The organism is Bacillus sp. 491mf, assembly GCF_900112415.1.
Taxonomy (GTDB): Bacteria; Bacillota; Bacilli; order Bacillales; family Bacillaceae_G; genus Bacillus_A.
In genome coordinates, this window is the sequence record NZ_FOLV01000006.1 from 121752 (window position 1) to 147545 (window position 25794).

Annotated in this window: 26 protein-coding genes and 6 pseudogenes; 11 read left to right on the top strand and 21 right to left on the bottom strand. The window is 33.8% G+C overall.

Going from position 1 to position 25794, the window contains the following annotated elements; all coding sequences use genetic code 11:
* The first annotated feature begins 311 nt into the window (after positions 1-311).
* Genes BM211_RS08835 through BM211_RS08845 form a run of 3 tightly spaced genes read left to right on the top strand, consistent with a single transcriptional unit; the run spans position 312 to position 4713 of the window.
* Positions 312-1274: an AAA family ATPase gene (locus tag BM211_RS08835; protein WP_090996493.1), complete on the top strand. Its 963-nt coding sequence runs from the start codon at positions 312-314 to the stop codon at positions 1272-1274.
* Positions 1274-2488 carry a DUF58 domain-containing protein gene (locus tag BM211_RS08840; protein ID WP_090996497.1) on the top strand — a complete coding sequence of 405 codons (1215 nt, stop codon included), beginning with the start codon at positions 1274-1276 and terminating at the stop codon, positions 2486-2488. Before BM211_RS08835 ends, BM211_RS08840 begins: the two co-directional genes overlap by 1 nt.
* Positions 2485-4713 carry a transglutaminase TgpA family protein gene (locus BM211_RS08845; RefSeq protein WP_090996500.1) on the top strand — a complete coding sequence of 743 codons (2229 nt, stop codon included), beginning with the start codon at positions 2485-2487 and terminating at the stop codon, positions 4711-4713. The genes BM211_RS08840 and BM211_RS08845 overlap by 4 nt, the downstream gene beginning before the upstream one ends.
* A 92-nt stretch (positions 4714-4805) precedes the next feature.
* On the opposite strand, the gene BM211_RS27020 is transcribed toward BM211_RS08845, so the two are convergent.
* From BM211_RS27020 to BM211_RS08860, 3 genes are all read right to left on the bottom strand, one after another.
* A complete protein-coding gene (locus BM211_RS27020) occupies positions 4806-5234 on the bottom strand; it encodes a hypothetical protein (RefSeq protein ID WP_231559681.1) in 429 nt (142 codons plus the stop codon).
* A 46-nt stretch (positions 5235-5280) separates the two neighbouring features.
* The gene (locus tag BM211_RS08855; RefSeq protein WP_090996503.1) at positions 5281-5757 is read right to left on the bottom strand and encodes a DinB family protein; all 477 of its coding nucleotides are present in this window, start codon (positions 5755-5757) and stop codon (positions 5281-5283) included.
* 164 nt (positions 5758-5921) lie between these two features.
* Positions 5922-6479 carry an isochorismatase family protein gene (locus BM211_RS08860; protein ID WP_035431366.1) on the bottom strand — a complete coding sequence of 186 codons (558 nt, stop codon included), beginning with the start codon at positions 6477-6479 and terminating at the stop codon, positions 5922-5924.
* 352 nt (positions 6480-6831) lie between these two features.
* Here BM211_RS08860 and BM211_RS08865 point away from each other — a divergent pair, with 352 nt between their 5' ends.
* On the top strand, positions 6832-7761 hold the full coding sequence (locus tag BM211_RS08865; protein WP_090996506.1) for a GNAT family N-acetyltransferase: 930 nt from the start codon (positions 6832-6834) through the stop codon (positions 7759-7761).
* Positions 7762-8092: 331 nt separating this feature from the next.
* A complete protein-coding gene (locus BM211_RS08870) occupies positions 8093-8233 on the top strand; it encodes a YjcZ family sporulation protein (protein WP_081904810.1) in 141 nt (46 codons plus the stop codon).
* Positions 8234-8436: 203 nt separating this feature from the next.
* Here the strand turns inward: BM211_RS08870 and BM211_RS08875 are convergent, their stop codons facing one another.
* Positions 8437-9780 carry an aminotransferase-like domain-containing protein gene (locus BM211_RS08875; protein ID WP_035431370.1) on the bottom strand — a complete coding sequence of 448 codons (1344 nt, stop codon included), beginning with the start codon at positions 9778-9780 and terminating at the stop codon, positions 8437-8439.
* A 129-nt stretch (positions 9781-9909) separates the two neighbouring features.
* Here BM211_RS08875 and BM211_RS08880 point away from each other — a divergent pair, with 129 nt between their 5' ends.
* Positions 9910-10842 (top strand): DMT family transporter, encoded by a 933-nt coding sequence (locus BM211_RS08880; protein ID WP_035431372.1) that lies wholly within the window; start codon positions 9910-9912, stop codon positions 10840-10842.
* A 74-nt stretch (positions 10843-10916) separates the two neighbouring features.
* On the opposite strand, the gene BM211_RS08885 is transcribed toward BM211_RS08880, so the two are convergent.
* Complete coding sequence (locus BM211_RS08885; RefSeq protein ID WP_090996510.1) at positions 10917-11330, bottom strand: carboxymuconolactone decarboxylase family protein; 414 nt, start codon at positions 11328-11330, stop codon at positions 10917-10919.
* A gap of 121 nt (positions 11331-11451) precedes the next feature.
* Between BM211_RS08885 and BM211_RS08890 the strand changes: the two genes are divergently transcribed.
* Positions 11452-11892 carry an Lrp/AsnC family transcriptional regulator gene (locus BM211_RS08890; protein WP_035431376.1) on the top strand — a complete coding sequence of 147 codons (441 nt, stop codon included), beginning with the start codon at positions 11452-11454 and terminating at the stop codon, positions 11890-11892.
* Between the two features lie 375 nt (positions 11893-12267).
* Here the strand turns inward: BM211_RS08890 and BM211_RS08895 are convergent, their stop codons facing one another.
* The 3 genes and pseudogenes from BM211_RS08895 to BM211_RS25865 all read right to left on the bottom strand — a co-directional run.
* A complete protein-coding gene (locus BM211_RS08895; RefSeq protein ID WP_090996513.1) occupies positions 12268-12537 on the bottom strand; it encodes a hypothetical protein in 270 nt (89 codons plus the stop codon).
* Positions 12538-12653: 116 nt separating this feature from the next.
* The gene (locus BM211_RS08900; RefSeq protein ID WP_035431467.1) at positions 12654-13031 is read right to left on the bottom strand and encodes a hypothetical protein; all 378 of its coding nucleotides are present in this window, start codon (positions 13029-13031) and stop codon (positions 12654-12656) included.
* Between the two features lie 428 nt (positions 13032-13459).
* A pseudogene (locus BM211_RS25865) lies at positions 13460-13599 on the bottom strand (transcriptional regulator); the annotation flags it as partial.
* 640 nt (positions 13600-14239) lie between these two features.
* On the opposite strand from BM211_RS25865, the pseudogene BM211_RS08905 reads away from it, so the two are divergent.
* Positions 14240-15265, top strand: a pseudogene (locus BM211_RS08905) (M14 family metallopeptidase).
* Positions 15266-15676: 411 nt separating this feature from the next.
* Here BM211_RS08905 and BM211_RS08910 read toward each other — a convergent pair.
* The 4 genes from BM211_RS08910 to BM211_RS08925 are packed head-to-tail and all read right to left on the bottom strand — an operon-like array spanning position 15677 to position 18015.
* Positions 15677-16444, bottom strand: a complete 768-nt coding sequence (locus BM211_RS08910) for an ABC transporter permease (RefSeq protein ID WP_090996516.1) — start codon at positions 16442-16444, stop codon at positions 15677-15679.
* Positions 16444-17367, bottom strand: coding sequence for an ABC transporter ATP-binding protein (locus tag BM211_RS08915; protein ID WP_090996518.1), 924 nt, complete (start codon positions 17365-17367; stop codon positions 16444-16446). The genes BM211_RS08910 and BM211_RS08915 overlap by 1 nt, the downstream gene beginning before the upstream one ends.
* Before the next feature lie 11 nt (positions 17368-17378).
* Complete coding sequence (locus tag BM211_RS08920) at positions 17379-17693, bottom strand: DUF1048 domain-containing protein (protein ID WP_090996521.1); 315 nt, start codon at positions 17691-17693, stop codon at positions 17379-17381.
* Positions 17686-18015 (bottom strand): PadR family transcriptional regulator, encoded by a 330-nt coding sequence (locus tag BM211_RS08925; RefSeq protein WP_035431384.1) that lies wholly within the window; start codon positions 18013-18015, stop codon positions 17686-17688. Before BM211_RS08925 ends, BM211_RS08920 begins: the two co-directional genes overlap by 8 nt.
* A gap of 116 nt (positions 18016-18131) precedes the next feature.
* Between BM211_RS08925 and BM211_RS08930 the strand changes: the two are divergent.
* Positions 18132-18835 (top strand): annotated as a pseudogene (locus tag BM211_RS08930) (DNA alkylation repair protein).
* A gap of 520 nt (positions 18836-19355) precedes the next feature.
* Here the strand turns inward: BM211_RS08930 and BM211_RS08940 are convergent.
* Positions 19356-20180, bottom strand: coding sequence for a VanW family protein (locus BM211_RS08940; protein WP_090996527.1), 825 nt, complete (start codon positions 20178-20180; stop codon positions 19356-19358).
* Positions 20181-20285: 105 nt separating this feature from the next.
* On the bottom strand, positions 20286-21317 hold the full coding sequence (locus BM211_RS08945) for an alpha/beta fold hydrolase (protein WP_090996529.1): 1032 nt from the start codon (positions 21315-21317) through the stop codon (positions 20286-20288).
* Positions 21318-21691: 374 nt separating this feature from the next.
* On the opposite strand from BM211_RS08945, the pseudogene BM211_RS27485 reads away from it, so the two are divergent.
* Positions 21692-21811, top strand: a pseudogene (locus tag BM211_RS27485) (GNAT family N-acetyltransferase); the annotation flags it as partial.
* 128 nt (positions 21812-21939) lie between these two features.
* Positions 21940-22095 carry a hypothetical protein gene (locus BM211_RS08955; RefSeq protein ID WP_197059926.1) on the top strand — a complete coding sequence of 52 codons (156 nt, stop codon included), beginning with the start codon at positions 21940-21942 and terminating at the stop codon, positions 22093-22095.
* A 252-nt stretch (positions 22096-22347) separates the two neighbouring features.
* On the opposite strand, the pseudogene BM211_RS27490 reads toward BM211_RS08955, so the two are convergent.
* The 7 genes and pseudogenes from BM211_RS27490 to BM211_RS08990 form a co-directional block, all read right to left on the bottom strand.
* A pseudogene (locus BM211_RS27490) lies at positions 22348-22485 on the bottom strand (IS3 family transposase); the annotation flags it as partial.
* A 155-nt stretch (positions 22486-22640) separates the two neighbouring features.
* A complete protein-coding gene (locus tag BM211_RS08965) occupies positions 22641-23507 on the bottom strand; it encodes an SDR family oxidoreductase (RefSeq protein WP_035431392.1) in 867 nt (288 codons plus the stop codon).
* On the bottom strand, positions 23504-24004 hold the full coding sequence (locus tag BM211_RS08970) for a hypothetical protein (RefSeq protein ID WP_090996532.1): 501 nt from the start codon (positions 24002-24004) through the stop codon (positions 23504-23506). Before BM211_RS08970 ends, BM211_RS08965 begins: the two co-directional genes overlap by 4 nt.
* Positions 24005-24135: 131 nt before the next feature.
* Positions 24136-24729 (bottom strand): MarR family winged helix-turn-helix transcriptional regulator, encoded by a 594-nt coding sequence (locus BM211_RS08975; RefSeq protein ID WP_371261863.1) that lies wholly within the window; start codon positions 24727-24729, stop codon positions 24136-24138.
* Between the two features lie 187 nt (positions 24730-24916).
* A pseudogene (locus BM211_RS08980) lies at positions 24917-25153 on the bottom strand (MaoC family dehydratase N-terminal domain-containing protein); the annotation flags it as partial.
* A gap of 48 nt (positions 25154-25201) precedes the next feature.
* On the bottom strand, positions 25202-25390 hold the full coding sequence (locus BM211_RS08985) for a transposase domain-containing protein (protein ID WP_256217056.1): 189 nt from the start codon (positions 25388-25390) through the stop codon (positions 25202-25204).
* Entirely contained in the window at positions 25351-25680 is a 330-nt protein-coding gene (locus BM211_RS08990; RefSeq protein ID WP_090996537.1) for an IS66 family insertion sequence element accessory protein TnpA, read from the bottom strand. The genes BM211_RS08985 and BM211_RS08990 overlap by 40 nt, the downstream gene beginning before the upstream one ends.
* Between the last annotated feature and the right edge of the window lie 114 nt (positions 25681-25794).

Consider the following 25794-nt stretch of genomic DNA (forward strand, 5'->3'; position numbering starts at 1 on the left):
AGTAGGATTTCCCTAAATAACCTAGAAGTATACAGTATATAAATTCATTTTGATTTTTCGACACATAAGTTACTGCCATGCATAGTCAGAGGCTTTCACATAACAAAAATGAAGGTGCTCTTTCAATTTATACTTAATATAATAGTAAGAATTAAATCCCTCAACATTACAAATACTGATTACCTCCGAGATTACTATTCTACTGAAATAAAACGAAGGAACCGATTCTTACTTTGGATAAATTATTAACATACATTCTACCTATCAAAGTGAATGAACTAGAAAACGATAATAAAATTAGGAGGATTCCGATGACGCAGCTTGATTCACTACATCGCATTGTAGAAAAAATAATCAACAATATTGAAACATTAATGGTCGGAAAACGAAAAGAAACGATCCTAGCCTTGACAGCTCTCTTAGCTGAAGGTCATGTATTATTAGAAGATGTTCCCGGTGTCGGGAAAACAATGCTAGTACGGGCTCTTTCTAAATCAATCGATGCCGATTACAAGCGAATTCAATTCACACCTGATTTACTGCCGTCAGATGTAACAGGTGTTTCTATTTATAATCCAAAAGAACTGCAATTTGAATTTAAACCTGGACCAATTATGGGGAATTTTGTGCTTGCTGATGAAATTAATCGCACATCACCGAAGACACAATCTGCCTTACTTGAAAGCATGGAGGAAGGCAATATCACAATAGATGGCATCACAAGACCGTTACCAAAACCGTTCTTTGTAATGGCTACGCAAAATCCGGTCGAATATGAAGGAACATATCCTTTACCGGAAGCTCAGCTCGATCGTTTCATGTTGAAGTTAAAAATGGGCTATCCTACACCTGAAGAAGAATTTGAAATTTTGAACCGTATGCAAAAAGCAAATCCACTCTCTCGTTTACAAGCTATTACTACAATAGAGGAATTACTAAATTTACAACAATGTGTACAGGACGTAAGCATAGACAAATCAATTAAACATTACATTGTAAAGCTTGTTAATCAGACTCGTTCTTATAGTTCTATACAGCTAGGTGCTAGTCCACGCGGCTCAATTGCTTTAATGAAAGCTTCACAAGCTTATGCATTCATCCATGGCAGAAATTATGTTATTCCAGACGATGTAAAATTTTTAGCTCCTTACGTTTTAGCTCACAGACTCATTTTAAAAATGGAAGCGAAATTTGAAGGTATAACGGGAGAAAAAATCATCGCAAAAATCGTTGCTCGAACCACTGTTCCAACTCAAAGGACGATGAATTTTTGATGAAACGACTACTAGGAACAGTTTATCATGTTGCAAAGTTATTACTAATCCCTTTCTGCCTTGTCTTAACATTTGTGTATGCCATGCTGCAGGGAGGTTTTGTAAGCTGGTTTTTGTTTTACAGTACAATTCCTTTCTGCCTTTATTCATTACTACTTCCCTTCTTTGCATTACGGGACGTTGAAGTGAGTCGAATAACGAATCAAAAGGAATACATGGCCGGTGAAGCATTCTTAAGCACGATTACACTAAAAAGAAAACTTCCTTTTCCTATCCTTTATTTAATTGTGGAAGATGAACTACCACCACACTTTACAAGTTGTAAACAAACAAAGGCGAATAAGGTAATTCTCTTCCCTGGATTTAAGCGCCATATTTCGTATCAATATGTCATTGACACAATTCCTAGAGGAGAGCACACTTTTTCGAGCGTACGTATAAAAACAGGCGATCTATTTGGTATTACTAAAATAGAAACAACTTTTTCAGTTTCTGATACGTTTTTAGTCTATCCTCGATATGTAGATATAAAGTATCGACAATTAGAAAATAATTTCGAACAAGGAGCACTTTCAGCAAATATACATTTAGCAAAGGACTCTACAGTCTCTGTCGGTGTCAGAGACTATATACCTGGTGATCGTTTTTCTTGGATTGATTGGAAAACAACTGCACGAACAAATAATATTATGACAAAAGAGTTTGAGCAACAGCGTAGCAATAATATCATGATATTTATGGACAGAACTCCATCTCCTCTATTCGAATCAGTCGTTTCGTTTACCGCCTCGATTGTGAAGGCTGTTCTAAAGCAAAATTCACCAGCCTCATTTGTGTCTGTCGGCAAAGAGCGAACGATTTTCCCCTTAGATAATGGAGATATTCAATTGCAACAAATCTTTTGTCATTTAGCGAAAGTACAAGCAGACAGCATATTCCCGTTCTCTAAAAGTGTAGAAATGGAATTAAGAAAAATGTATCAGCCAATCACAATTTTACTTGTAACAAGTGATCTTTCTCCCGATATTCAAAAAGCGGCTGATTGTGCAGCAATAAGAAATAGAAAATTAATGGTGTTTGTCGTAAAAGAAAAAGCAAACCAACTTTCACATCAAGAACTAAGTATGCTAGAAACTCTACAAAAACGAAAAATAATTGTAAAAGTGGTTCATGAAAACCATTATACGAACGTGTTTTTTGAGGTGAGCAAATGACAATATTTCAAGCGGAAAATCAACGGAACATGAGTAGACTTTTTATACATATATGCGGATTTCTTCTTTTACTAGAGTGGGTAAGACCGCTTATAGGTATTACAAATGTAGGTAGATTAGATATTTTTGTAATATTTATAGGGATTTGCTTCACTCTCCCTTTTTTTCAAATAAAATGGAAAATTCCGATAAAGATTGTAACAATCTTCATCATCATTAATTCTCTATATTATAAAAAAGCTTTTTTTAATCCATCTTGGCTGACAGCATTCTTTACTGATATTTCTCAAAACACGTCCCTATTTTTTCAAGGTAATTTACTGGATATTTCTCCAGTTTTCCCAACATTGTTATTTTTTCTATCATTTTGGTTTTTATCTTCACTCATCTCTTATTGGATGATTCATAAAAAACGTGGGTTGTTATTTCTATTTGTGACTATCATTTATATATCGACTTTTCATAACTTCTATTTATACAACTCAAAATATGCGATTATTCGTACGGTTGTCATCGGCTTTTTTATGCTGAGCCTTTTGCAAATTGAACGGATAAAGGCAAGTGAACAATTACAACATTATGATAGACATCTCACAAAATTACTTAGACCTCTTGCGATATTTATTGTATTATCAACATCTGTTGCATACTTTGCTCCAAAATTCGGTCCTCAATGGACCAATCCGTTAAATTTTTTGAAATTCAACACATCAGAAGTCAGTAAAAAACAAGAAGTTTCTAAAATCGGATACGGTTTAAATGACTCGCAATTAGGTGGGCCATTTCAGCCAGATAATACAGTTGTTTTTACAGCGCAAACGCAAAACAAACAATATTGGAGAGTGGAAACAAAAGATTTTTATACAGGAAAAGGCTGGGAAGTTTCGGAAAATCCCAAAAAGCTTTCTTTTCAAAAGAAGAATGACGTCGTGAAATGGTATGAACAAAATACAAAAACAGAAGTATCTACAGCATCAATTACAATACAAAAAAGTTACCCTCATCTAATTTATCCGGCAGGTTTACTATCAGTTGAGGCTGCTACTGATGTATCATACAGAGTTGACTCGTTGTCAGAAAAAATTTATACGTTTAACGGAGACTCTCCTACTGCTATAAATTCGTATAAAGTAACATATGAAACTCCGCAGTTTTCTATAGAAGATTTAAAAGCTGTAAAACCGAATGAAGGTCATGAAACAAGTTCTTACTTCCTAACAAAGTACACACAACTTCCCGAATCATTACCACAGCGAGTAAAGGACTTGGCTGCCACCCTTACCAATGATAGAGATAATCGATATGATAAAGTATTAGCTATCGAAAATTACTTCACAAACAATTCATTTGTATACGAAACAATGAATGTCAAGGTGCCTGCTAAAGGTCAAGATTATGTAGATCAATTTCTTTTCGATACAAAAAGCGGCTACTGTAATAATTTTTCGACGTCCATGATCGTCTTACTTCGTGCCGCCTCGATTCCCGCTCGTTGGGTAAAAGGCTATACAGAAGGAACTCTTGACAATACATTTACCGGCTTAGAAGGTGATAACGTTTATTTAATTGCAAACAATAACGCACACTCTTGGGTCGAAGTATACTTTCCGGGATACGGATGGATTCCGTTCGAACCAACAAAAGGATTTACCAATCCCTATAATTTTATTAATAATACTCCTGCATCTACTTCACAAAATAGGGAAGAAACTAATTCTAACAACGGGCAAATACAGAAGCGGAACAATGAGGCAAGGCTCAAAAGTTTAATAGAAGATACAGATGTAGTCTCTACTAAAAAAATCACAAATTCTAATAATGGATTTTCTTGGTGGTACGTATTCCTCCTTGCGATACCGATTAGTATCCTGGGATATATTCTCTTTATTATTAGAATGAAATGGATTACATTTTTTATAATCCATTTCTATAAATACCGAAAAAGTGATACAGTATATCCGAAAGCCTACAATGCACTTTTAAAACAATTTGCAAGAATCGGTATTCCCCGTAATGAAAGTCAAACATTACGAGAGTACGCACTGCGCATCGACATACTTTACAACTCGACTGATATGCAACAACTAACTCTCAGTTATGAAAAAGCCATGTATCAAAAAGAGCATGCCACAGCCGAGTGGGAAAAATCTGTACACTTATGGGAAGTACTTATGAAAAAATCGGCCTCTCAGCCGAAATCAACTGACTTCGATGTAGTGATTTAACTTTGATAAAGTGAGTTGAAAGAAAATGCCTCAAAGACTATGTTCTTTGAGGCATTCTTTTTAAGTTAACATAGTGGAGAGATAGCTAACTTCTAATCTCCTCCGCCATCTCCCCCACCATCTCCGGAACTACCACATCCGCTATCACTGCTACTATCACACCTATTATCATTGTCCCCAAATCCCCACGATGAATCTGAAGAACTATTTCTTGATTTTTTTCTTCTGTTCGTCTGCTTATTAATCCGATCTTCCTCCTCGAACAGTACAAACAATGCTAAATATAGAAATAACAATACTATCATTACTAGAAAAAGCAGCATCGAATCCAAAAAACTAGTAGGTTTAATTTCTATAAATAACACACTCCATATACACGCTGCTATTACTCCATATATTATTTTAGCTATCAATCTTTTTATTCTATTATACGAATTGGTTTCCGAGGCCATTTTTTGCATTCTAATTTTCTTCTGCCTTTGATTATATTTCTTTTGTTTTCTTTTTCTTTTTTTACTCATATTTCCCCTCATGTTTCATTATCATTAACTTCATCAATAATAATAACTATATTTTATTTCCTACAAGTTTTAAAAACTCCATAATTTGCTTAATATGATGGTTGTCATGTTCCACCATTCCTTTGAAATATTCATTTACTGTCATTTCATTTGACCCTATTTTGAAAGTAATCCCTAAATTTCTATCTACTAACAAATCAAATAATCTTTGTCTTGTTTTACAGACCTCTTGAATTAGTTGTACCTTATTAATTCCTGAATGTGCATACTCCTTTGCCAATCTGTTCATATTGTCTACATTCATGTTAGATTTTTGAAGTAACTCCCCATTCATCATTCCCTCAAAGCGTTCTTCTAATATATATCGATCCCAATACATGAAATGAGCGATAATTGCAGCCGGTGACCATTTCCCTTCGTAAATAGGACTAAAAAATATCTTTTTACTTACTACATCTAATGAATTAACAAAAGCGATTAACTGATTTAGTTCCCCAATAACAGAATGAGTTGAATTTTTCAAAATTCTCTTCTCCTTTGTCTTAAACACGTATAATCCCGTTCTAATTTTAGAACAGGGTTATACATGTTTTACTTCACCATATTTAAAACTATAACAATAACGCCTGTTTGCCAGAAATCAATAATTTTTGTCGCACTTTTCAAGTTAAATGAATGAATGGCTACTTAGCGGTAAGTGTCATGATTTGGTTGAAACAAATCCTCTTCGGTAGTCCGAACAACAGAAAAATTATCAACATTGTAATGACCATGAAGTATTTTATTGTGATGACTGATTATCTTTTCAGCAGATAGAATTGAAGAATCTGTCGTTGAATGGCCATCCCCAACTAAAGTTACGTCAAAATGATTCACCGTTGCAGTTCTAACCGCCGTGTCAATACAATGTTCTGTTTTACATCCCATCATAACAAGATGTTCAATCTCGTTTTCTTTTAAATAATCCATTAATGGTGTATCATAAAAGGCATTTGTAGCTGCTTTATCAAATATCTTTGCATCTACCGGTACATTTATTTTCGGGTGTATTTGAAACCCGGGACCTTTTCCTTCAGCAACATCCTTATCCCTAATAAAGACAATTAAAGTGTGTGACTCTAATGCCTTATTAACAACTAAATTAATGTTATCTAATAATACTTCTTTATTAAACACACTTTTTGTTTCATTATTACCATCAACTAATTCTTGTTGTACATCAATAATAAGCAAAGCTTGTTTCAATAGAAAAACCCCTTTTCTTAATAATTTTTACACATGTTTTCCATAACTTTCTTCACTGTAATATTCATAATATCGCCCCCTTTATCTGTTAATCTCATTTCGTTATCGAACTAAAAAATCCTCTTTTTCAATAAAAATATGCGCCCATAATACAATGACTAAATTATCTTGATGTTTGGTTTCGTTCATAAATAATTTTTAGTAATTTTTACATAGCATAATTTATACTCAATAAAAATAGAAACAGGATGTTTAAACGATCCAATCAGACCAACTAAAAACCAAAGTATATCTTTTTATGGTAATATGAGGAAGAGGAAGTAATTTACTTTATTCTAAAGGGGACGTTTAAATGGCAACAATAAGGATTAAGAAAGCATCTATTATAGAAGCTGAAACATTAACAGAGATATCAAAAAAGACCTTTAATGAAGAAGCAAAAAAATGGCTCCCAGACAAAGGGCGCATAACGGACTATAACATTCAACCACCAGGATATGCTTCAATTGAAATGACTAAGTATATGATCAAGGAGTTAAATTGCTTCAAAATTATATACAACGAAACGATTGTGGGTGGAATTATTGTCACGATTTCAGGTCAGTCTTTCGGGCGAATAGACCGTATTTTTGTAGATCCTAGCTATCAAGAGAAAGGCATAGGATCAAAAGTCATAACTTTAATAGAAAAAGAGTTTTCAAATGTGAGAACTTGGGATCTTGAAACATCTAGTAGACAAATCAAAAACCATTACTTTTATGAAAAAGTGGGATATAAAGCAACCTTTAAAACAGAAGATGAATATTGTTACATAAAGAGAATAGACGCTTCAGTGAAAGTAGAACACTTAATTGAAAATAAGGATATTTCAGATACCCAATATGAAAACTGTAATATGGCTAAGACAGAGTGTTATCAAGTAACTCTAAAAGGGAGTTCTTTTAGCAACAGTAACATGATGAGCAGCCATATTAATAACTGTAATCTTAGTCATTCAAAGTTTCACAATATAAATTTTAGAAACACATTATTTGCTGATTTAAATTTTTCTAACAGCGAAATGGCTTTAGTGACTTTAGATGGGGTTCGCTTCGCTGATACAAATCTTGAAGATGAAGATAATCCAATTACGTTTAATAGATGCAATCTTAAAGGTAGTAAAATCACTCATAGTAATCTTAGGAACGTGGAAATACAGCATAGTGATATAACAGGTATGAAGATAAATAATATCCCTGTTGCAGATCTTCTTGAATTGTATAATCGAGTATATAGAAAGTAATCAATTAATGAAGCATGCGGTTTTTCCGTTTCACTGGCGGTATCTCATTTATTCCTTTACCGTATTACATTAATCCTATATTTTTTAGTATGTTATAAACGTTAAAAAACGTACTAAAAGATTTCCAATCAATGAACACGTAATCTTACTCTTTTTGTATTACACTTGATTCACGGTGTTTAAAAGAATTGTTTTGTTTAATAAGCCGATTTCCAATTGACAATGTACATGCACTCTTTAACTCCACAACACATAATGTAATGTAAATCCGCTGTGTTATTTCAAGTTTGACTCTTATTGTTTGTTTCCTTATCAAAAGGAGGAATGTAGTATGGGTTTTGACGGTGGTTGTGGAGGCTTCCGGGGTGGATTCGCCTTACTAATTGTGTTATTTATCTTATTAATCATAATCGGTTGCTCTTGTTGGGGCGGCGGTTATGGCGGTGGCGGATACGGATACGGATGCTGCTAAGAGAAGGCACTCAATTCGAGTGTCTTTATTTATTTGTCTAGTATCTTCGCCCTCCCTTCGCTACAAAATGAAATATTGAAATAAAAAGAGCGATTTGCTGTACGCTCATTTTTGATGTCTTTTGAGTTCAAACTCTACATTGATAAAATAGCTTTATTAACCAAATTGTTTAGTAAAAAAGTTAAAATAAGCCTGCCTCTGAATTATATACGTTTCATTTCATCGATAATTTTACATATTCCCTCTTCAATCCATTCTGTTTTTACATTCGACACATTCAACTTCAATATTTTTTCTTTTGGAAACGAAGATAAATAATTTTTCTCAATCGAATCTACTAATACTTTATTCTGTAGCAACTTTCGGATAAGCGGTTGAACGATAACCTTCTTATTTAAAATGATGTGGGTATGCACACACGGCAAATTGGCATCATGATATTGAAACAGCTGTTTGTTCATACTATTCCATTCTTTCAAAGAAGCAGCTAGCCTCTTGGATCTTTCATAATAGGAAGCACGAATTTTTTGCTTATGCCGTTCAAACATCCCGCTTTTTATGTAAATTTCTAGAGCTGCTTGTGAAATCATCGAGCTATCAATATCTTGTAATTTTTTATATGTTAAGAAACTTTCAGTTAAACAATCAGGTATAACAGCAACACCAACGCGGAGCCCAGGAAAAATAACTTTAGAGTAACTTTTCAAATAAATAACATGGGCGGAATCATCATAACTATACATTGGATCTGCTTTAGCATCTCTTTCTAAATCTGCCAAATAATCATCCTCCACAATAAAAACATCATACTTCTTTGCTAAACGGACGATAGCTTCCTTTTCTTTCTTAGAATACGATGTTCCTAATGGATTTTGAAATCTCGGCATTGTATAAAAGAATTTAATATCTTCTGTTTTAAATATATATTCTAATTCGATCAAGTTGATTCCTTCGGCTGATCGTTCGATACCAATTACAGGTATACCATGCGTTTCTAAATATTCGATAAGCAAATGATAACTGGGCTGTTCAATTAGAATTGTTTTCTTTTTATTTGGAAATGGAATAGAAGTTAACAAAGATAATGCCTGCTGCACACCTGATGTTATAATAATATTTTCTTCATTCGTAAATACTTGATAGTTTGTTAGTTGTCTTTGAACAATTCGAATTAACGATGGCAAACCTTTCGGAGTCCCGTAAATAAACAAGTCATTTTTATATGTATCAATTGCTTTGTTTATACAATGCTGGAAATCTAAATACGGAAAAATATCTGGATCAGGTGCAGATGATGCAAAGTCTATGACACTACTATGCCTAGCATGATTTTCATTTGTTTTTTTCACAACATAGTATCCGCTTTTCAAAACGGAGTATATCAAATGTCTTTTTTCTAACTCTTGAAGGGCACGAATAATGGTACTTTTCGTGCATTGATAGCGGGCACTTAAAGAGCGAATAGAAGGTAATTTATCGCCTTCTTTAAATTCACCAATTTGAATTAACTTTTCTAAATCATTAAAAATAATTACATACTTATACACGTTTACACCCCTCTCCTAATATTTTTGTACCGGTACAGATTGTATATATTTGTATTGTAGCACCCACAAGAAAACATTACCATTTACATATACTGGTCAGTAAGAAAATTGATGATACGAGGTGTGACTATGACTCAAACAAAAAAAGCATACGCCGCTGCAATTCTTTATACATCTATTATTGGTTTTTCATTTATGTTTGTAAAATTAACCCTTACCATTACAGGGCCGCTAGATACATTAGCTCATCGGTTTACTATTTCTTTTCTAACCGCATCAATTCCAGTACTATTCGGTTTTATCAAATTAAATGTTACACTTAAAAATATGCTTTCTATTTTACCTGTTGCCATTTTTTATCCAGCACTATTCTTTACATTTCAAGCATTTGGATTAGTGTATACATCTTCTTCGGAAGCAGGAATTATTCAAGCAACCATTCCAATTTTCACAATGGTATGCGCCTCTTACTTTTTAAAAGAGCGAACAACAATTTGGCAAAAGATTTCGCTTCTTTTATCCGTATCTGGGGTCATTTATATTTTTGCGATGAAAGGACTAGGCTCTCATATTACTAGTTTTACCGGTGTTATACTGATTCTCCTATCAGCATTATCGTCAGCTGGTTATAACGTTCTAGCACGAAAAATGACAAAACAAATTCGATTAATTGATGTAACGTATATGATGACTGTAATTGGATTTATTTGTTTTAATACATTATCAATCGGGAACCATATTGCAACTGGAACTATGCATCTATATTTTAAACCCTTTACAAGCCCGTTATTTCTCGCTTCCATTTTATATTTAGGAATTCTATCCTCACTCTTAACAGCATTCTTATCAAATTATGCTTTATCCATTGTAGAAGCATCAAAAATGAGTGTATTTAGCAATATGTCTACTTTAATTACAATGTTCGCTGGTGTAATCTTCTTACATGAAGAGATCGCATATTACCATATTATTGGAGCGATCATGATTATTCTCGGCGTATTAGGTACAAATTTTTTAGATGAAAAATTTGTGTCCGCGAAGAAGAAAAATGTTAGTTTGTAGAAGAAAAAGCCTGTTTTGACTTTAATCAAAACAGGCTTTCAACGATGTTAGCTGCTCTATTCATTATTTTATAACTACTCTTGTGCCTCTAATTTAAGTATCGCTCCAAAATATTGCGAAGCAGTCGTAAAAGCAATAAATGCACAAAGCTCACTTAATTCATCTTCACTAAAATATTCCCTCAAAATATCAAAAGTTGCATTCGATATATCTCCCTTTTGCTTCAAAAATACCTCTGCGAATCCTACGGCCATAGATATTTTTTCATTAAACTTATCAAACTCAGGTTTTCCTTTTGCTTTACAATACTCACAACCATTACTTTGTGCTAACGTTCTCCTTACTTGTTCCTTTAACTCAGCAGATAGCAATCCCTCCTTTTCTAATACATCTCCTAATTGAGACCACCCTTTCATCACTTCTATGTTATGCCCTAACAGTCTCTGAAATGGTGTTTCTCCGAAATTTGATTCAATAATTCTTGCCATTTAAAATCCCCCCTTGTTATATTAATAATAGAAAATAAAATCATTAAATTACATTAAATCAATAACGAATTAACGAAAAATATTTTAAATAATTAACGAAAAAAGAGGATTTATTTTAAAAATGAAAATAGATAATATTGATAGAAAAATAATAGATGAATTACATAAAAATAGTCGGTTATCAATGAGTGAAATTGGCAGAAGAATTAATTTATCTTCACCTTCCGTAACAGAACGAGTAAGACAAATGGAATCATTTGGAATAATAAAAAGATATACTTTAGAAGTTGATTATGAGAAATTAGGTTTACCTATCCAATGTATCATAGAAGCAACGGTTAAAAATGGAGACTATAAATCATTTAAAAATTATATAGAGAAACTTCCAAACGTAGAATTTTGTTATCGTATAGCAGGAAATGCTTGTTATATGTTAAAAATGCAATTTGAAAATTTCGCCCAAGCTGAGGAATTCATTGATAATGTAAATCCAATTGCACATACTGTTACACATTTTATTTTTTCACCGATTCAAACAAATTTACGAATAAATACCGACTAAACATCTGCCTAAAAATTAATAAAGTTTAATACGGAGTAGCGTTACATCACCATCAAGCTAAGAAAATAGACCGACCCCAAAACGAAAAAATGTGTTTTTTTGTTTCAATTTAAGCACAACTTCAATTATGCTTCTCAGATAGTAATAAAATTGCAAGAATCTATCGATGGGATTAATGTGGCAAGGGTGTCTAAATCTATTTTATTATGCCATTCACAAGTTGATGAGTACTATAATTCGCTATTAGGCATTGTACATTAAGAAATATAGGAGTATGTTTAGGTTTAATTGACCTAGACATACTCCTAATCCTTTTTCCTCATTTGCCAATCTGTTTATATTTTTTTCAAACTTTGCAACAGAGCCTAATTTTGTCTATTCGTTTCGAATTGCTGCTGCAACCCCAGAAATCACTAATGAAATTACAGGGAATATAATATTCCAAGAGGACAAAAAAAATCCATTTTCAGGATAATAGTGTTTGAAATACCAAATTTCATATAAAGCATTTAAAAATAATGTTATTAAAGGGCCAATAAATATCTTTTTTACAAGAACAGATGCTAAAACACCTAATCCAATGACTATCAGTGGAATAATGACCAACTTCATAATAAAAGGGTCTATTGGCTCAATAACTTCCATAATATCCTTCTTTCCATTTATTAACGTTATGTTGTAATACATTATTTGTATTTATAACGCTACAACTTCCTTTAATTATATTTATTAAGTAGTAGATGATATGAGTTTAGAAAAAACTAATTGATATAAAATGAATCATGAGATACTGACATTAAATAATAGAAAATAGCCCCTAATATTCCAGTAGTAAAAATAATAAATCCCATATTGCGTATGCTTTTAATTTTTGCCTGTAGTCCATTGAATCCTGCTAATAACCCTGTTAAAGAGAATAGGATCCAGTATAGAATGGTTGGAATAGAAATAATTTTTTCTCCATCAATCCCCATACCCCAAAAAACAAAAGGTAGCACAACAAAGGAAAGAGTAAGTAATCCCATTATAACCGAGAATAATTTACGATATTTAATCCCTGTAACAATTAGGAAAATCCCACCAAAAATTCCACATAATACGAGAATAGGCATAAAGAAAATCCAAAGTAGACTCAAGATGTACATATATAATCTCCTTCTAGTTGATAAATTGTATTTCGAAAATTGTTAAATGATACATAATAATAAGACAAAGCCCTGCATCCTACTTCATAGGAACAATAGGACTTTTTAATTGCATAACATAGTCCGTTTAAGAGCAAGAGTGGTGTTTCCACACCTTCCAACGTACAACAGGTTAATTGAGTGACAGATTATGCTACATGTAATCATTACTGTACGCTCAAAGAAAGGGAAAACCCTCCTAATGTAGGTATGTTAGGAATGTACTTCATATGTAATTATTTATTTTTACATAATTCCATTTACTTTTCATGTATCTTTAGCAGTTGTTTTTCCTATATCCCTAGCAAAAGTTTTTGGGATAAAATAAGCACATCCTAATAATAAGGTCAGAGTTAACAACATTAATAAAATATTTTTATCTATGTATTCCCCTTCTCGATTTGAACAAGCTTTTTCTTTGAAATGCCGAGAACTTCATCCATTTTATCCTGCGTATACCTTTTTCAGTACGAATTAACTTTATTTTCGTTGAAATGATTTCGATTATAAGCTCCTTATTCACTTCCCCTCGCCTAAAAAGTAACTTGCGTATTGTTCAGTGTAATTTTACACCATCATTGTTCCTTTTTCAACCCAATTTTTTCCTAGACCTTAAAAAATCGACGGTCACCTAATGTTTTAATTTTTGTACATATCATCTTCTAACGAAAACACCCCCTGTTAATTACAAACAACATAATGTAGCGCAGAAATTTTTTATAATTAACAGGGGTGGAATTTTGTAGTGGAATATAAATAATTTCTGTTAAAATTACATATATTGGATGTTTTTTGAGTCTAATCAATGTCTATACTACATACGTAAATTATTTTCTGTATCAAAAATGTAATTAGGAGATGAATATATGAATTTATATTCTGTTCGTATACGTGGTAATTCACACGAAAAATTACTCTTGTTAAAAAAATTCAATTTAGATTTACAATATCGTGTAGCGAAGAAAATAGACACGGATTCCTATGAAGTCCCCGGAATTCTAACAGATAATCAAATTGATAAAGTCAAACAGGCTGGTTATCACATATAAGTTATTGATGATTTGAATACCATTACCAAGGACAGAAAAAAAGAAATATCTTCTGGCAATCGATTTGCTACTTCTAATCTCATGTCAGAAGCGGAAACAGTTCGTGGAGGCTATATGACAGTAGACGAGATAGAAACTGTACTCAAACAACTAGCCAACCAATTTCCAAACTTAGTAACCTTGATTAAACTTCCTAATCAAACATGGGAAGGACGTACTTCACATGCTATATGTTTAAAAGCTGGAACCAATTCAAATAGAACGGGAGTTTTGTTTACAGGTAGTGTGCACGCCAGAGAATGGGGCGGTTCCGATATATGTATCAACTTTTTACGGCAGTTAATTACAGCTTATCAATCTCACACTCCACTTACCTTTGGGAACAAAACATATACATTTGACCAAATTCGTAATTTTATGGAGAAACTTGACATTTTTGTATTTCCTGATGTAAACCCAGATGGGAAAAATTATTCACAGACAGCAGAGACAATGTGGCGAAAAAATCGAAATCCAAATACAAGTACAGGTGGTCAGAATTTCGGAGTAGATATCAATCGGAACTTTGATTTTCTCTGGAATAGTGGAATCGGAACATCGAATGATCCAGCAAAAGAGATTTATAAAGGCACAGTACCTTTTTCGGAACCTGAAACAAAAAATGTGAAGTATCTCTTAGATACTTACCCTAATATTCAATATTATGTGGATATCCATAGTCATGGGGGAATGATATTATGTCCTTAGGGTGACGATGATAATCAAGAAACGGATCCGAACCAAAACTTCCATAATCCAATTTTTGACGGAAAACGTGGAATAGCAAACGATACAGAGTATCGAGAATATATATCTAGTATAGACCAAAATACTTTAGTCAATTTGGCCACACAAATGAATAACGCTCTTCATGCTGTACGTGGTAAGTCTTATAATGTTCAACAAGGAATAGAACTATATGCAACGTCAGCAACTTCGGAAGATTACGCCTATAGTCGTCATATTATTGATTCAAATAAAAGTAAAGTTTATGCTTTTACAATAGAATTTGGTCAAGAATTTATCCCACCCTACGAGGAAATGTTACTCATTATAAAAGATGTAAATGCTGCAATGACAGAGCTTTGTTACACTATCTAAAATAACGCATAAATAAACAAAGAGAAGATTCAACAAAATGTAAATACTTGTTGCGTGATTTGGTTTCATTGCTACACAGACCCCAATACTCAATTTAAAGTATATTGATATTTCATGTTTTTAGATACTTTTTTAGTGTTGAATTCTATCTAATAGGTCCCATAAACGAACGTTTATGGGGCTTTATTTACTTATATCCAAATAAAGAAAAATACAATGCAAATTCAGTTTCAAAATCATCCTCAAAGAATAAGGGGCCAAACATATTATGCATAAATAATATGCTGGACCCCTTATATTTTAAGTTTTTTTGAATTTATGTCTTGATAATTTCAAAACAGTACATCTTTTTTATAACCGGTACGACTTTATTTCAAATCCACAAAAATTGAAATACATATTATTAATTACTTATACTCTCTTATAAACTTTCATTCCAAAAATATATGAAATTATTATGATTAGTACCATCCAACCAATTGAAATCCATAAATCATTTCCAGCAGCATGTGATTGAAGTAGATTTCTTATTGCTTGAATAATTGGCGTCATTGGTTGATTTTCTGCGAAGAGACGAACTAACTTTGGCATTCCATCGACAGGCACAAATGCAGAACTGACAAAAAGCATCATCAGTAAGATGTAAGAGAAGGAACTGGCTCCTTCAATACTTCCGGCGGCCAACGCAAAAGGTACTGAAAGCCATGTTAATGTAAGAGAAAAAAGAATAATTAAAAATCCTACAAGAAGCCATTCAGAAAATGTCGCATTACTTCTAAATCCAGCTAAAAAACCTACTATTAAAACTGCAATTATAGAAACTGACATAAAGATAACAGAAGCTAAAACGTGGCCACCTAATACGGATGATTTTGATATAGGCATTGACTTAAATCTGTCAAACATCCCTGATGTTTTATCTAAGTTAATTCGTAATGAAGTATAAGCTGATCCGCTGGCAATCGTCATTAATAAGATTCCAGGAAGCACATAATTTATATAATCCTCTTGAGACACTCCTTGAATTTGGATGGCTCCTCCAAATATATAAACTATTCCTAATAACATCATAACTGGCATAGCAATAACGGTAATAAGCGTGTCGATACTTCGCATATTATGTTTAATAATTCTATTGGCAAGTGCTAATGTATCTCCAAAACTCTGTATGATTTGCATTATTTTCTTCCTTTCGTAAGGGTAATAAATACATCATCAAGGGTTGAGGTTATCATTTTGAAGGTCTTGAGTTCAATATTTTCAGTTGTGAGGGCATTTAATACGTTTAAAGTTGTTGTTATCTCCTCTGTTAAATCAATGGAAATCTCATAATCTACTCTTTTTACAGGAGAATATGATTCTAAAAGTTTTAAAGCTTTCTCAGCGTCTTGATTTCGATTAAATACAAGTAGTAATTTATCTGCTCCAGCAATACGTTTCATTTCATCTGGGGTCCCTCCTGCAACAATTTTACCTTCACGTAAAAAACCTATTTGATCGGCTAAATAATCTGCTTCCTCTAAATATTGGGTCGTTAAGAAAATTGTTTTCCCTTGCGACTTCATTTCTTTAATCGTATCCCAAAGATCCTGTCTGCTTTTAGGGTCCAATCCTGTGGTAGGTTCATCTAGAAAAATGAATTTTGGATTCCCAACTAAACTCATTGCTAAGTCAAGGCGGCGTCGCATTCCTCCTGAATACGTTGAAACTGCTTTATCTTTGGCTTCAGTCAGATCAAACTTATCTAACAGGCTTTCTACAGCTTTTTTAGGATTTTGTTCATGTCGCAGTTTTGCAATCAAATGAAGATTTTCATATCCAGTAAGAACACCGTCAACTGTGGTATTCTGTGAACTAAAACTAAATAACTTTTTTACCGCCATAGGATTGTCAGCAACATTAATATCATGAATGGTCACCTTGCCGCCATCACTATTAAGTAGCCCCGTAACAATTTTTAGTAGGGTACTTTTCCCAGCACCGTTCGCCCCTAATAAGGCATAAATGGAGCCTTGCTTCACAGTGATACTGACATTTTTTAAAACCTCATTCCCTTTAAAACTCTTTTTTACATTTTTGATTTCAAGCACAGTTGGATTCATGGCTCGCTCCTTTATTCAATAGAATCTCTTAATTTCTTTCTTAATTTGTCAATCCATGTTTCTTCTGGAAACTCGGCTAGGAATGAGTCTGCAAATTCTGCTATATCATTTCCTACTACATCTCGTACGCTTAATCCATCACTGGCACTATTCTCGAACATCTCTAATATATTCTTTAATAGCTCCAACATGCCTGATCCCTTAGCAAAGTTCCACATATAATTTTCAATTGCTTTCATAGCCTTTTTGTATTCTCCAGGTAATTCATTCACTCTTTTTTGATATGCACGAAATTCCCGTTTTTCTTTAATCATTTTTTTAATCATTTTTTTGCTCCTTTATTTCATTCATTTTTTCTTCTAAAAATGACCAGCGTTGCCAAAAATCATTTAATTCTTGTTCTCCTTTCGCATTTAGTGTGTAGAATTTTCTCGCGGGTCCAAGCTCAGATTTTTTCTTCTCAATCTTCACGAGTCCTTTTTTCTCTATTCGAACAAGAATGGTATAGACAGTTCCTTCCACAATATCATCAAAACCTAACTCATTTAGATACCTAGTTATTTCATACCCATAGGTTTCACCTGTTTGAATCTTTTGAAGTACAACTCCTTCAAGAACTCCCTTAAGCATTTCAGTTAAATCCTTCATATTTCCTCCTCGCATCTACTTAGCATTACTTAGTACTACTATATAGTATTACGGAGTAGTTTATGTGTGAATTATTTTTTTAGTTATAATTAAAGTATGGAAGGAAGTGCAAAACTATGGAATTCGAAACAGTTATGCAGGAGCTTGAAGCCCTCGGTAAGGAACGAAAAAAATATACATATCCAATGGTGCGCAGGAGCCGCTTTTTGGCGTAGCTACAGGTGCAATGAAACCAATCGCAAAGAAAATAAAAATAAATCAACGTTTAGCTGAAGAACTATATTCCACAGGTAACTATGATGCAATGTACTTTGCAGGCATTATTGCAGACCCAAAAGCTATGAGTGAGTCGGATTTTGATCGTTGGATGGATGGGGCGTATTTTTATATGCTGTCTGATTTTGTGGTGGCAGTAACTTTAGCAGAATCAGATTTTGCACAAGACGTTGCTGATAAATGGATTGCAAGCGGTGACGAACTGAGAATGTCAGCCGGCTGGAGTTGCTACTGCTGGCTTTTAGGGAATCGCCTAGACAATGAATTTTCCGAAAGCAAAATTTCCAATATGGTTGAAATTGTGAAAAATACGATTCATGATTCGCCAGAACGAACGAAATCCGCTATGAATAATTTTCTATACACCGTAGGGATTTCATATTTGCCGCTACATGAAAAGGCAGTCGAGAGCGCAAAGGAAATAGGTACAGTAGAAGTAAAACGGGACAAGAAAAAAAGCAGTTTCCTAAATGCTTACGAAAGTATTCATAAAGAAATTGATAGAGGGCGGATTGGTTTCAAACGTAAATATGTAAGATGTTAAAAATTAGCTTAGTATTGGGGTGTTGATCCAAGAAGGATTAACACTCTTTTTGTTGAAGTTACTGAACTGACGGGAAAATATTTTATTTAGATTGTCTTCGTTTGTTTCGTCACAATACCAAAGACTCGTCCATTTCTTCAGAGTGCGAACACAATATAATAAAAACATTCCATATGCGAGTATTAATGTTAACCAAACCATGTGCTCACTCCTTATCTTTTAGTCGATTCTTATAATGTTAGTTTAACCCTTTTGTTTCAATGTAGAAATTCATTTCCCTTACATTTCATTATTGTAATTTAGTCCACCAACCTTGAATGTTTATTTTAATAAACCCACATTTATTATGTAAATTCTACATAATAAAAAGCACCTATTATCATAGGTACTTCAAGTTGATACATATGTAGCTGAGTAAATGAAAAGTCCATTTCAATCATATTTTTTGCCTTAGAGGCTTTTATTTTAAAATTACTTATCCAGTTTTTTTAAATATCTTTAGAAGAGTAAAAAACGTTATCTATAAAGAACCCACAATTTTCTGATTATCTACTTCATATTTTACTAAGCAATCATTTTCCATGACTAGCTCTTTGCCAACTAAATTACCTGTGACACGATCAACTATTTTTTTATAAATTTTATTTTGCCTATATACTTGCCCATCTGCTTTTTTTACAAAACGATGATCTTCTTCGACGATAGAATACTTATATGGAGGATACTGGGATGCTCTAATTTCTCCGTATATGTATTCTTCGTCAAGATGTAGATTAACTTGATAGGTAATATTTGAATTGTTTCTCAATTTAAGATCAATAATACCATTCATCAAAGTGGCACCTGTTCCAAATGGAATCACACGTCCATAGTCTGGGAATGGATCGAAACTATGACGATATCTTTCCACTGTTTCCAACTCTGAATGAAGAAACATCCAGTAGAGAAGATTTCCTAACTGACAGAGGCCTCCACCTATTCCCTTTATCGCTTCGCCATTCATTAAAATAATTCCTTCTTTATATCCAGCCTTTTCACTGGCATTTCCAACAAGATGCCAAAATGAAAATGTTTCTCCCGGTTTAATTACAACCTGATTTATTTTGGAGATTGCTAGCTTCAGATTGGTAATTTTGTTATATTGCAGCTGCATATCCGTATCACCTAATTTTCTAATAAGCAAAGATTTATGTTTATAAATCCTGTAAGGTAATGAATTTTGCTCAAATGTTTTTGAAAATTTATGACCTGCAAGACCGTCACTTATTTTTTTAAACAGCCTACGTTGTCTAATTCTAATAGGAATTAAAAGCGGAAATCTTTGTGTTAATAATTTTCTTGCCATTGAGAGTAGAGCTCCTTTATACATTATTCATCTATTTATTAAATTCAAAGTTTGGATATTCGTCTGCCCTTTTCGGCTGATAATCATAGAGAACAATTGGTGTATCTATTTTAAAAATGTATCGCACATCCATTTATTAAACTTTTCCTTCTCTTCAAATTGTGGATAATGAGCTGATTTCTCAAAGGGAATAAATTCTTTTTTATCAGCTTCAACTATATCAAAATATTTTCTTGCTGCATTAGAGGAAGTCATATAATCATATTTACCCATGATAAAATAGCACGGTATTTCAAGTTTTGTTACTAATGTAGGTAATGGTTTATTTAAAACTTCCTTTAACAAACTGGTTTGCGAATAGGATACTCCATAGTTATAACGAATTACATCTAATAAGTTATACTCATTACTAAACAACATACCTATGTTATTACCATCAGGATTGTCAATAAGCCTTGAACCCCCACCATATTTGTTAACATAATTTCGCGGGGTAAATGTATCGCCATTTTTGATTTTTTCAGTTAACCCTTGTAAATATAAAACATCATCCGTATTACCATTATTTTGAGCCTGATTAATGGTGTAGTTCAAACTGTCAATCTCGCTTTCTACGGTATCACTCATTTGTCCAATACCAATATATGCTTCAAATTTTTCAGGAGCTTTATAAGCAGCTTGCATTCCAATATATGTACCATAAGAATGACCAATTAGAATTACCTTTTCTTTTCCAAATCGTTCCGATATATAATCCGTCATGGCCAATAAGTCCTTCACCAGTAAGTCTGCTGAAAGATTAGAATAGTCCTCAAAAAAGTGATATGATTTTCCAAATGCTCTTTGATCGTAATTTACAACCGTAAAATTGTTTTCCAATAAGTCTTGGTACTTATCGGCATATGGTATTTCTGGACATCCAGGTCCTCCATGTACAAAAATAATAACTGGATTATCCTTATCTTTGCCACGTATCATAATTTCATGACTACTTCCATTTATCTCTACTTGTTCTAATACACTTATACTGTTATTACCTTTTATATGTGAAGTCCATGTTGGGAAAAAAAGTGCTATGATTAATACTGTTAAAACAATTAATCCGACAAATTTTATTAATTTTATTATACTTTTCATATGCCCCTTCCTGCTTAATGTATTTATTAGTCTTGGTTAAAGTAACTTATTACCTTTATTCATAGGATTTTCTCCCTCTTTACTTTAACATAGTTGAAACAAAAATAGGTTACATTATCTATAAAATTTCCCATTAACATCCAACAAAAAGATTGCTATTTTTTGGAAATAGTTGCCACGTTTCTTTAAAAAATAAATACCTAAGGAAAAAGTATCACAATATTTTCACATACGTCGCATCTTTTATACAAACCGTGGCTTTATCTCAAAAACACAAATAAAACATTGTGTAAGCAAACCTTTATTTGTGGATTAAAGGTCCTGTAATTATTGAAAATGATACAATTAGAGAAAAAATGTGGAGGGGATCTTTAGTGGAGATAAGAAAATATAATTCTGATGACATCAAACAATTTACAGATTTAATGCCAGATTTAGGTTATCCTAGTTCACTAGATGAAATGAAAGTAAGAATGGAACGTATTATCCTTAACGTTGTAGATTCGTGAACGGGAATGTCGATGCTGTTAAGAGTGAAACTAAGGGGGTAGGGAAAGCTAGAAATGTTGAAGAAGGTTCTGCATCTGACTCATATTTGTATTAAAAATATAAAGAATCATTGGTGAAAGATGATGTATTGAATAATTCTGAGGAAATTATAACAGGCGATAAATTCGGAGATAAAAAATTAATTGCTGAATTAACTAAGGATGGAAGCAATATTGAAGATTGGTCTAAAATGGAGTCGGAATATTCATATACAAATGATAATAACTAATCAGAATAAGGTAATTAACATATAAAAGATAATTAATCAAGAAAGATAATAGATACAATTATAATAGAATAGAAAACGAAGTACGAGCTTAGGCGAAATGACATTTTACGGGGCGACGAATATAAACACATGGATTGTATATTAAATTAATGAACTCGTACAAACTCGTAAGTTTTAACGTAGTAGTTGTCACGACATATAAGAGGTGTCTACGATGAACTGGACCACTGATATGAGACAGGAATAAAACACCTATGCTACCTGTTCCCGATACTCAATCGGGGACAGGTAGTTTAATTTTTTAAACGGTCGCATGTAATTATAATAATGCATGAAATCATTCACTTTTTCTAGTACAATAGAATTTGTAAGGCGTACCCTTTTTTGGGTATAGAATTCTTCGTGTTGATAAAATGCAGGTTTAAAAGATTATTCCGACTATAATACTGTTATAACCAGTGTTATTTTTTCATTATCCCAAAAGGTTGAATGCCATCGACAACTTTTCAGAAAAAATTCTTTATTTGGTTCGGTAAACTCCGCCATTACCGGAAGTTTTCTACATACTCACACAGAAAATCGTCTAGCGTGCGGGGCTCTCTACCAAGCAAATGCTTCACAGTGTCCATAGGTTTTTCCGGTAGCGCCACCGACATAGCCTGAATTTCCACAATATGATTTGCGAGCCAAGGAGGCATATGTTCATGTTCGATTAGATTGCGTCGTAATACTTGAGAATCCATGTTGATATAGCGAATTGGCCTCCCCAGCAGAACGGATAGTTTACTTGCAATCTGTGGATAGCTGAATATCTCAGAACCGGTAAGTGTGTATACTTTGCCAGTTACCCTACTGTTAGTCAAAGCTTCGGCAGCAACATCTGCAATATCTCGGCAATCAATGAAGTTACATGCGATATCATCCATGGAACCATAGAAAACATTCTGGGCTATAATTGTCGGTGCGAAGCGCAGTAAGTTCTGCATAAACGCATACGGGCGTAACACCGTATGCTTAATACCCGATTCGAACAAAATTCTCTCAATTTCATGATGCCAACCTGCTACTGCCACTGGAGCATTTCGGTCAAAAACTGGACTGGATATCTTTACGATGTGCTCTATTCCGACTTCCGTGGCAATATGAATAATAGAAGTCTCTAATTCAATTTGTCTTGGACTGTTGGACATCGCAAGGAAGAGCTGGCTTGCTCCTGTAAACGCACGGCGCAGCGATTCAGGATCAGTTGCATCAGCCGATACGATTTCAATAAGTGACTGGTCTAAATCGCCAATCTGCATAAATACCTTCTCAGGATCCCTGCTCAGCGCTCGAACAGGAACACCAAAATTAACTAAACGTTTCAAAAGTGCTCTACCAATTGTACCCGATGCCCCAATAATGACAATCATTTTCTGTCCTCTCCTTTGAATACAAAAATTTTTTTAACATTAAGACGCCATCGCCATGTTATGATTGTGCTCGCAATCATTGCAGATAGCGGAAAATCAATCCATACCCGATCGAACCAAATAAAATGATTAAACGGCCCTAGTAAACAAGATGCCGACCACGCAGCGAACAGTCCAAACATAGTCCCTATCAAAGTAAAAATCCCCACAACAACTAAGTGATTTGCACCGATAATCCAGCGATTATGAATCCCTCGGCTTCGTAACCAAAGGCCAAACATCCAGGCTACTATGGCTGATGTTCCTCCAATCGTTGTTAGTGCCCCAATCTGTAGACCCTTGTCGGCAGTGATCAATCCCCCAATCCCTGCCATGATGGCAGGGGCAACATAAGCCATCAACACTTCACGCCACAATACAAAAGGCTTTACATTGGAATCCACACTCGTAATAGCATATACACCTTCTGTTTTATTCAGATATTTCATGTCCCTCATATATTCACCTCCTTTCTTTTTTGAAATCATTTAGCAATCTATTCACATCATATAATTAGGAACCTAACCATATGAGGATGAAAATAGGCTAGCTTTACTAGCCCTTTTTAGCTGTTGTTCATAAGTTTCTTCTATTCGTCTAGTTCATCCGTAAGTGCTGAGATGCCTTCTGTCACTCGGCCAAGCAGGTCAAGAAATACACTGCGCTCCTCGATACTAAGTAAGCCGACCATAGCTTCTAGCCTTGCGAAATGCTCTGGAGCCATTTCACGAAGCTTCTTCGCTCCTTGCTCCGTTAAAATGACCGATTTTTGACGCCCATCTTTTGAGCTAGGTCGACGGGATACGAGGCCATCTCGCTCAAGGGTATCAATTAGACCTGTCACTGTAGCACGTGTCACACCTAAATGTTCAGCTAATTGCGAAGGTAACGCTTCTCCTTCGTTATCTTCAAGGTCTGCCAGTAAACGATAGCGTCCTGTTGATAAACCAAATCTAGAGAAATGAATCTCCGTAGCATGTCCAAGCTTAGTTCCTGCTGCCATTAGCCTAACCGCAACGAGAACAGCTTGGGCGTCAATATCTAAATTATAACGATCAATTTGACGCTTAGATTGTATAAGTGTAGGAACCGCATCATTGTAATTTATTACTTTAGTATCGGAAACAGCAGGCGGAACAACATAAACATCTTCCGTTTTTTCCGAATCTTTCATATTGCTCATGTATGTACCTTCTTTCTTCTTTTAAATCGTTAAGCAGTTACTTTTAGTACACATAATTAGGGAGTTAATTATATAGTGATGAAAATAGGCTAGCTTTACTAGCCCGCATTATAATTATATATAGTATGGCACCTAATCATTTTTTATGTCAACAAATTTTATTAACATATTTTCAATTTTAAAATGTTCAGTCTCGAATGATTCCATAACTTGACCCTAGCATTACTTCTTTCCCATTTTGATTACGATATACTGACTTTATTTCTACCTTTTTAAAACCTTCCATTTGTTCAACATTTGTAAGAGTTATTTCGCATGTAATGGTATCTCCAGTAAAAACAGGTCGAATAAATTCAGTTACCATTTCTCTTGCGATGTAATTTACATCACCACCAATTTTCGTTCCTATACTTGCAGTTAATAAGTAAACGTCAAGGAACTCCAAAATATACAATAGAAGTTGATTTTGGAGTTATTTTTTGTTTGCTTCACTTTTTTTCGGCACTCTACAGCTAGATGGTAAATCCTTTGACCACGGCAAGACTTTATCAATTTCTTCTTTATTGTTTAAATTGATGTTGGGAAGTGTTTCAAACAAATAACGAAGATAATGATAGGGACTTAGATTGTTCTCTTTTGCGGTTTCCACCACACTATACATGATCGCACTTGCGGAGTAAAAGGCGTATCTAATTCAATGGTTGCTTCTTGCATGTGAATTCGAATCGTAGCATGTATGTTTTCTTCTACGTCAGGGACATTCATAGAAAGCCAATTCACACGCTCATTTACATTTTGCGCTTCCGTTTCAGGCGATAATTTTTGCAGCCAGTAATATAGCCGATGAACCGGTAGGTTCTGTTTTTGACACCAGGCAACTTTTGATAATCCACTGTTTTTATAGTCTTGAATATAAGTTTCCCATTCTTTCTTTAATCGGTGTCTTTTCATAAAAAAAACTCCATATAAAGTATGTAAGGAGATTATCTCATGGGTTATTTACAAATAGTAGGTGGGGAATATTTGACGTTTACGTAGATTCGCATCGATGATACCTCTTTATCA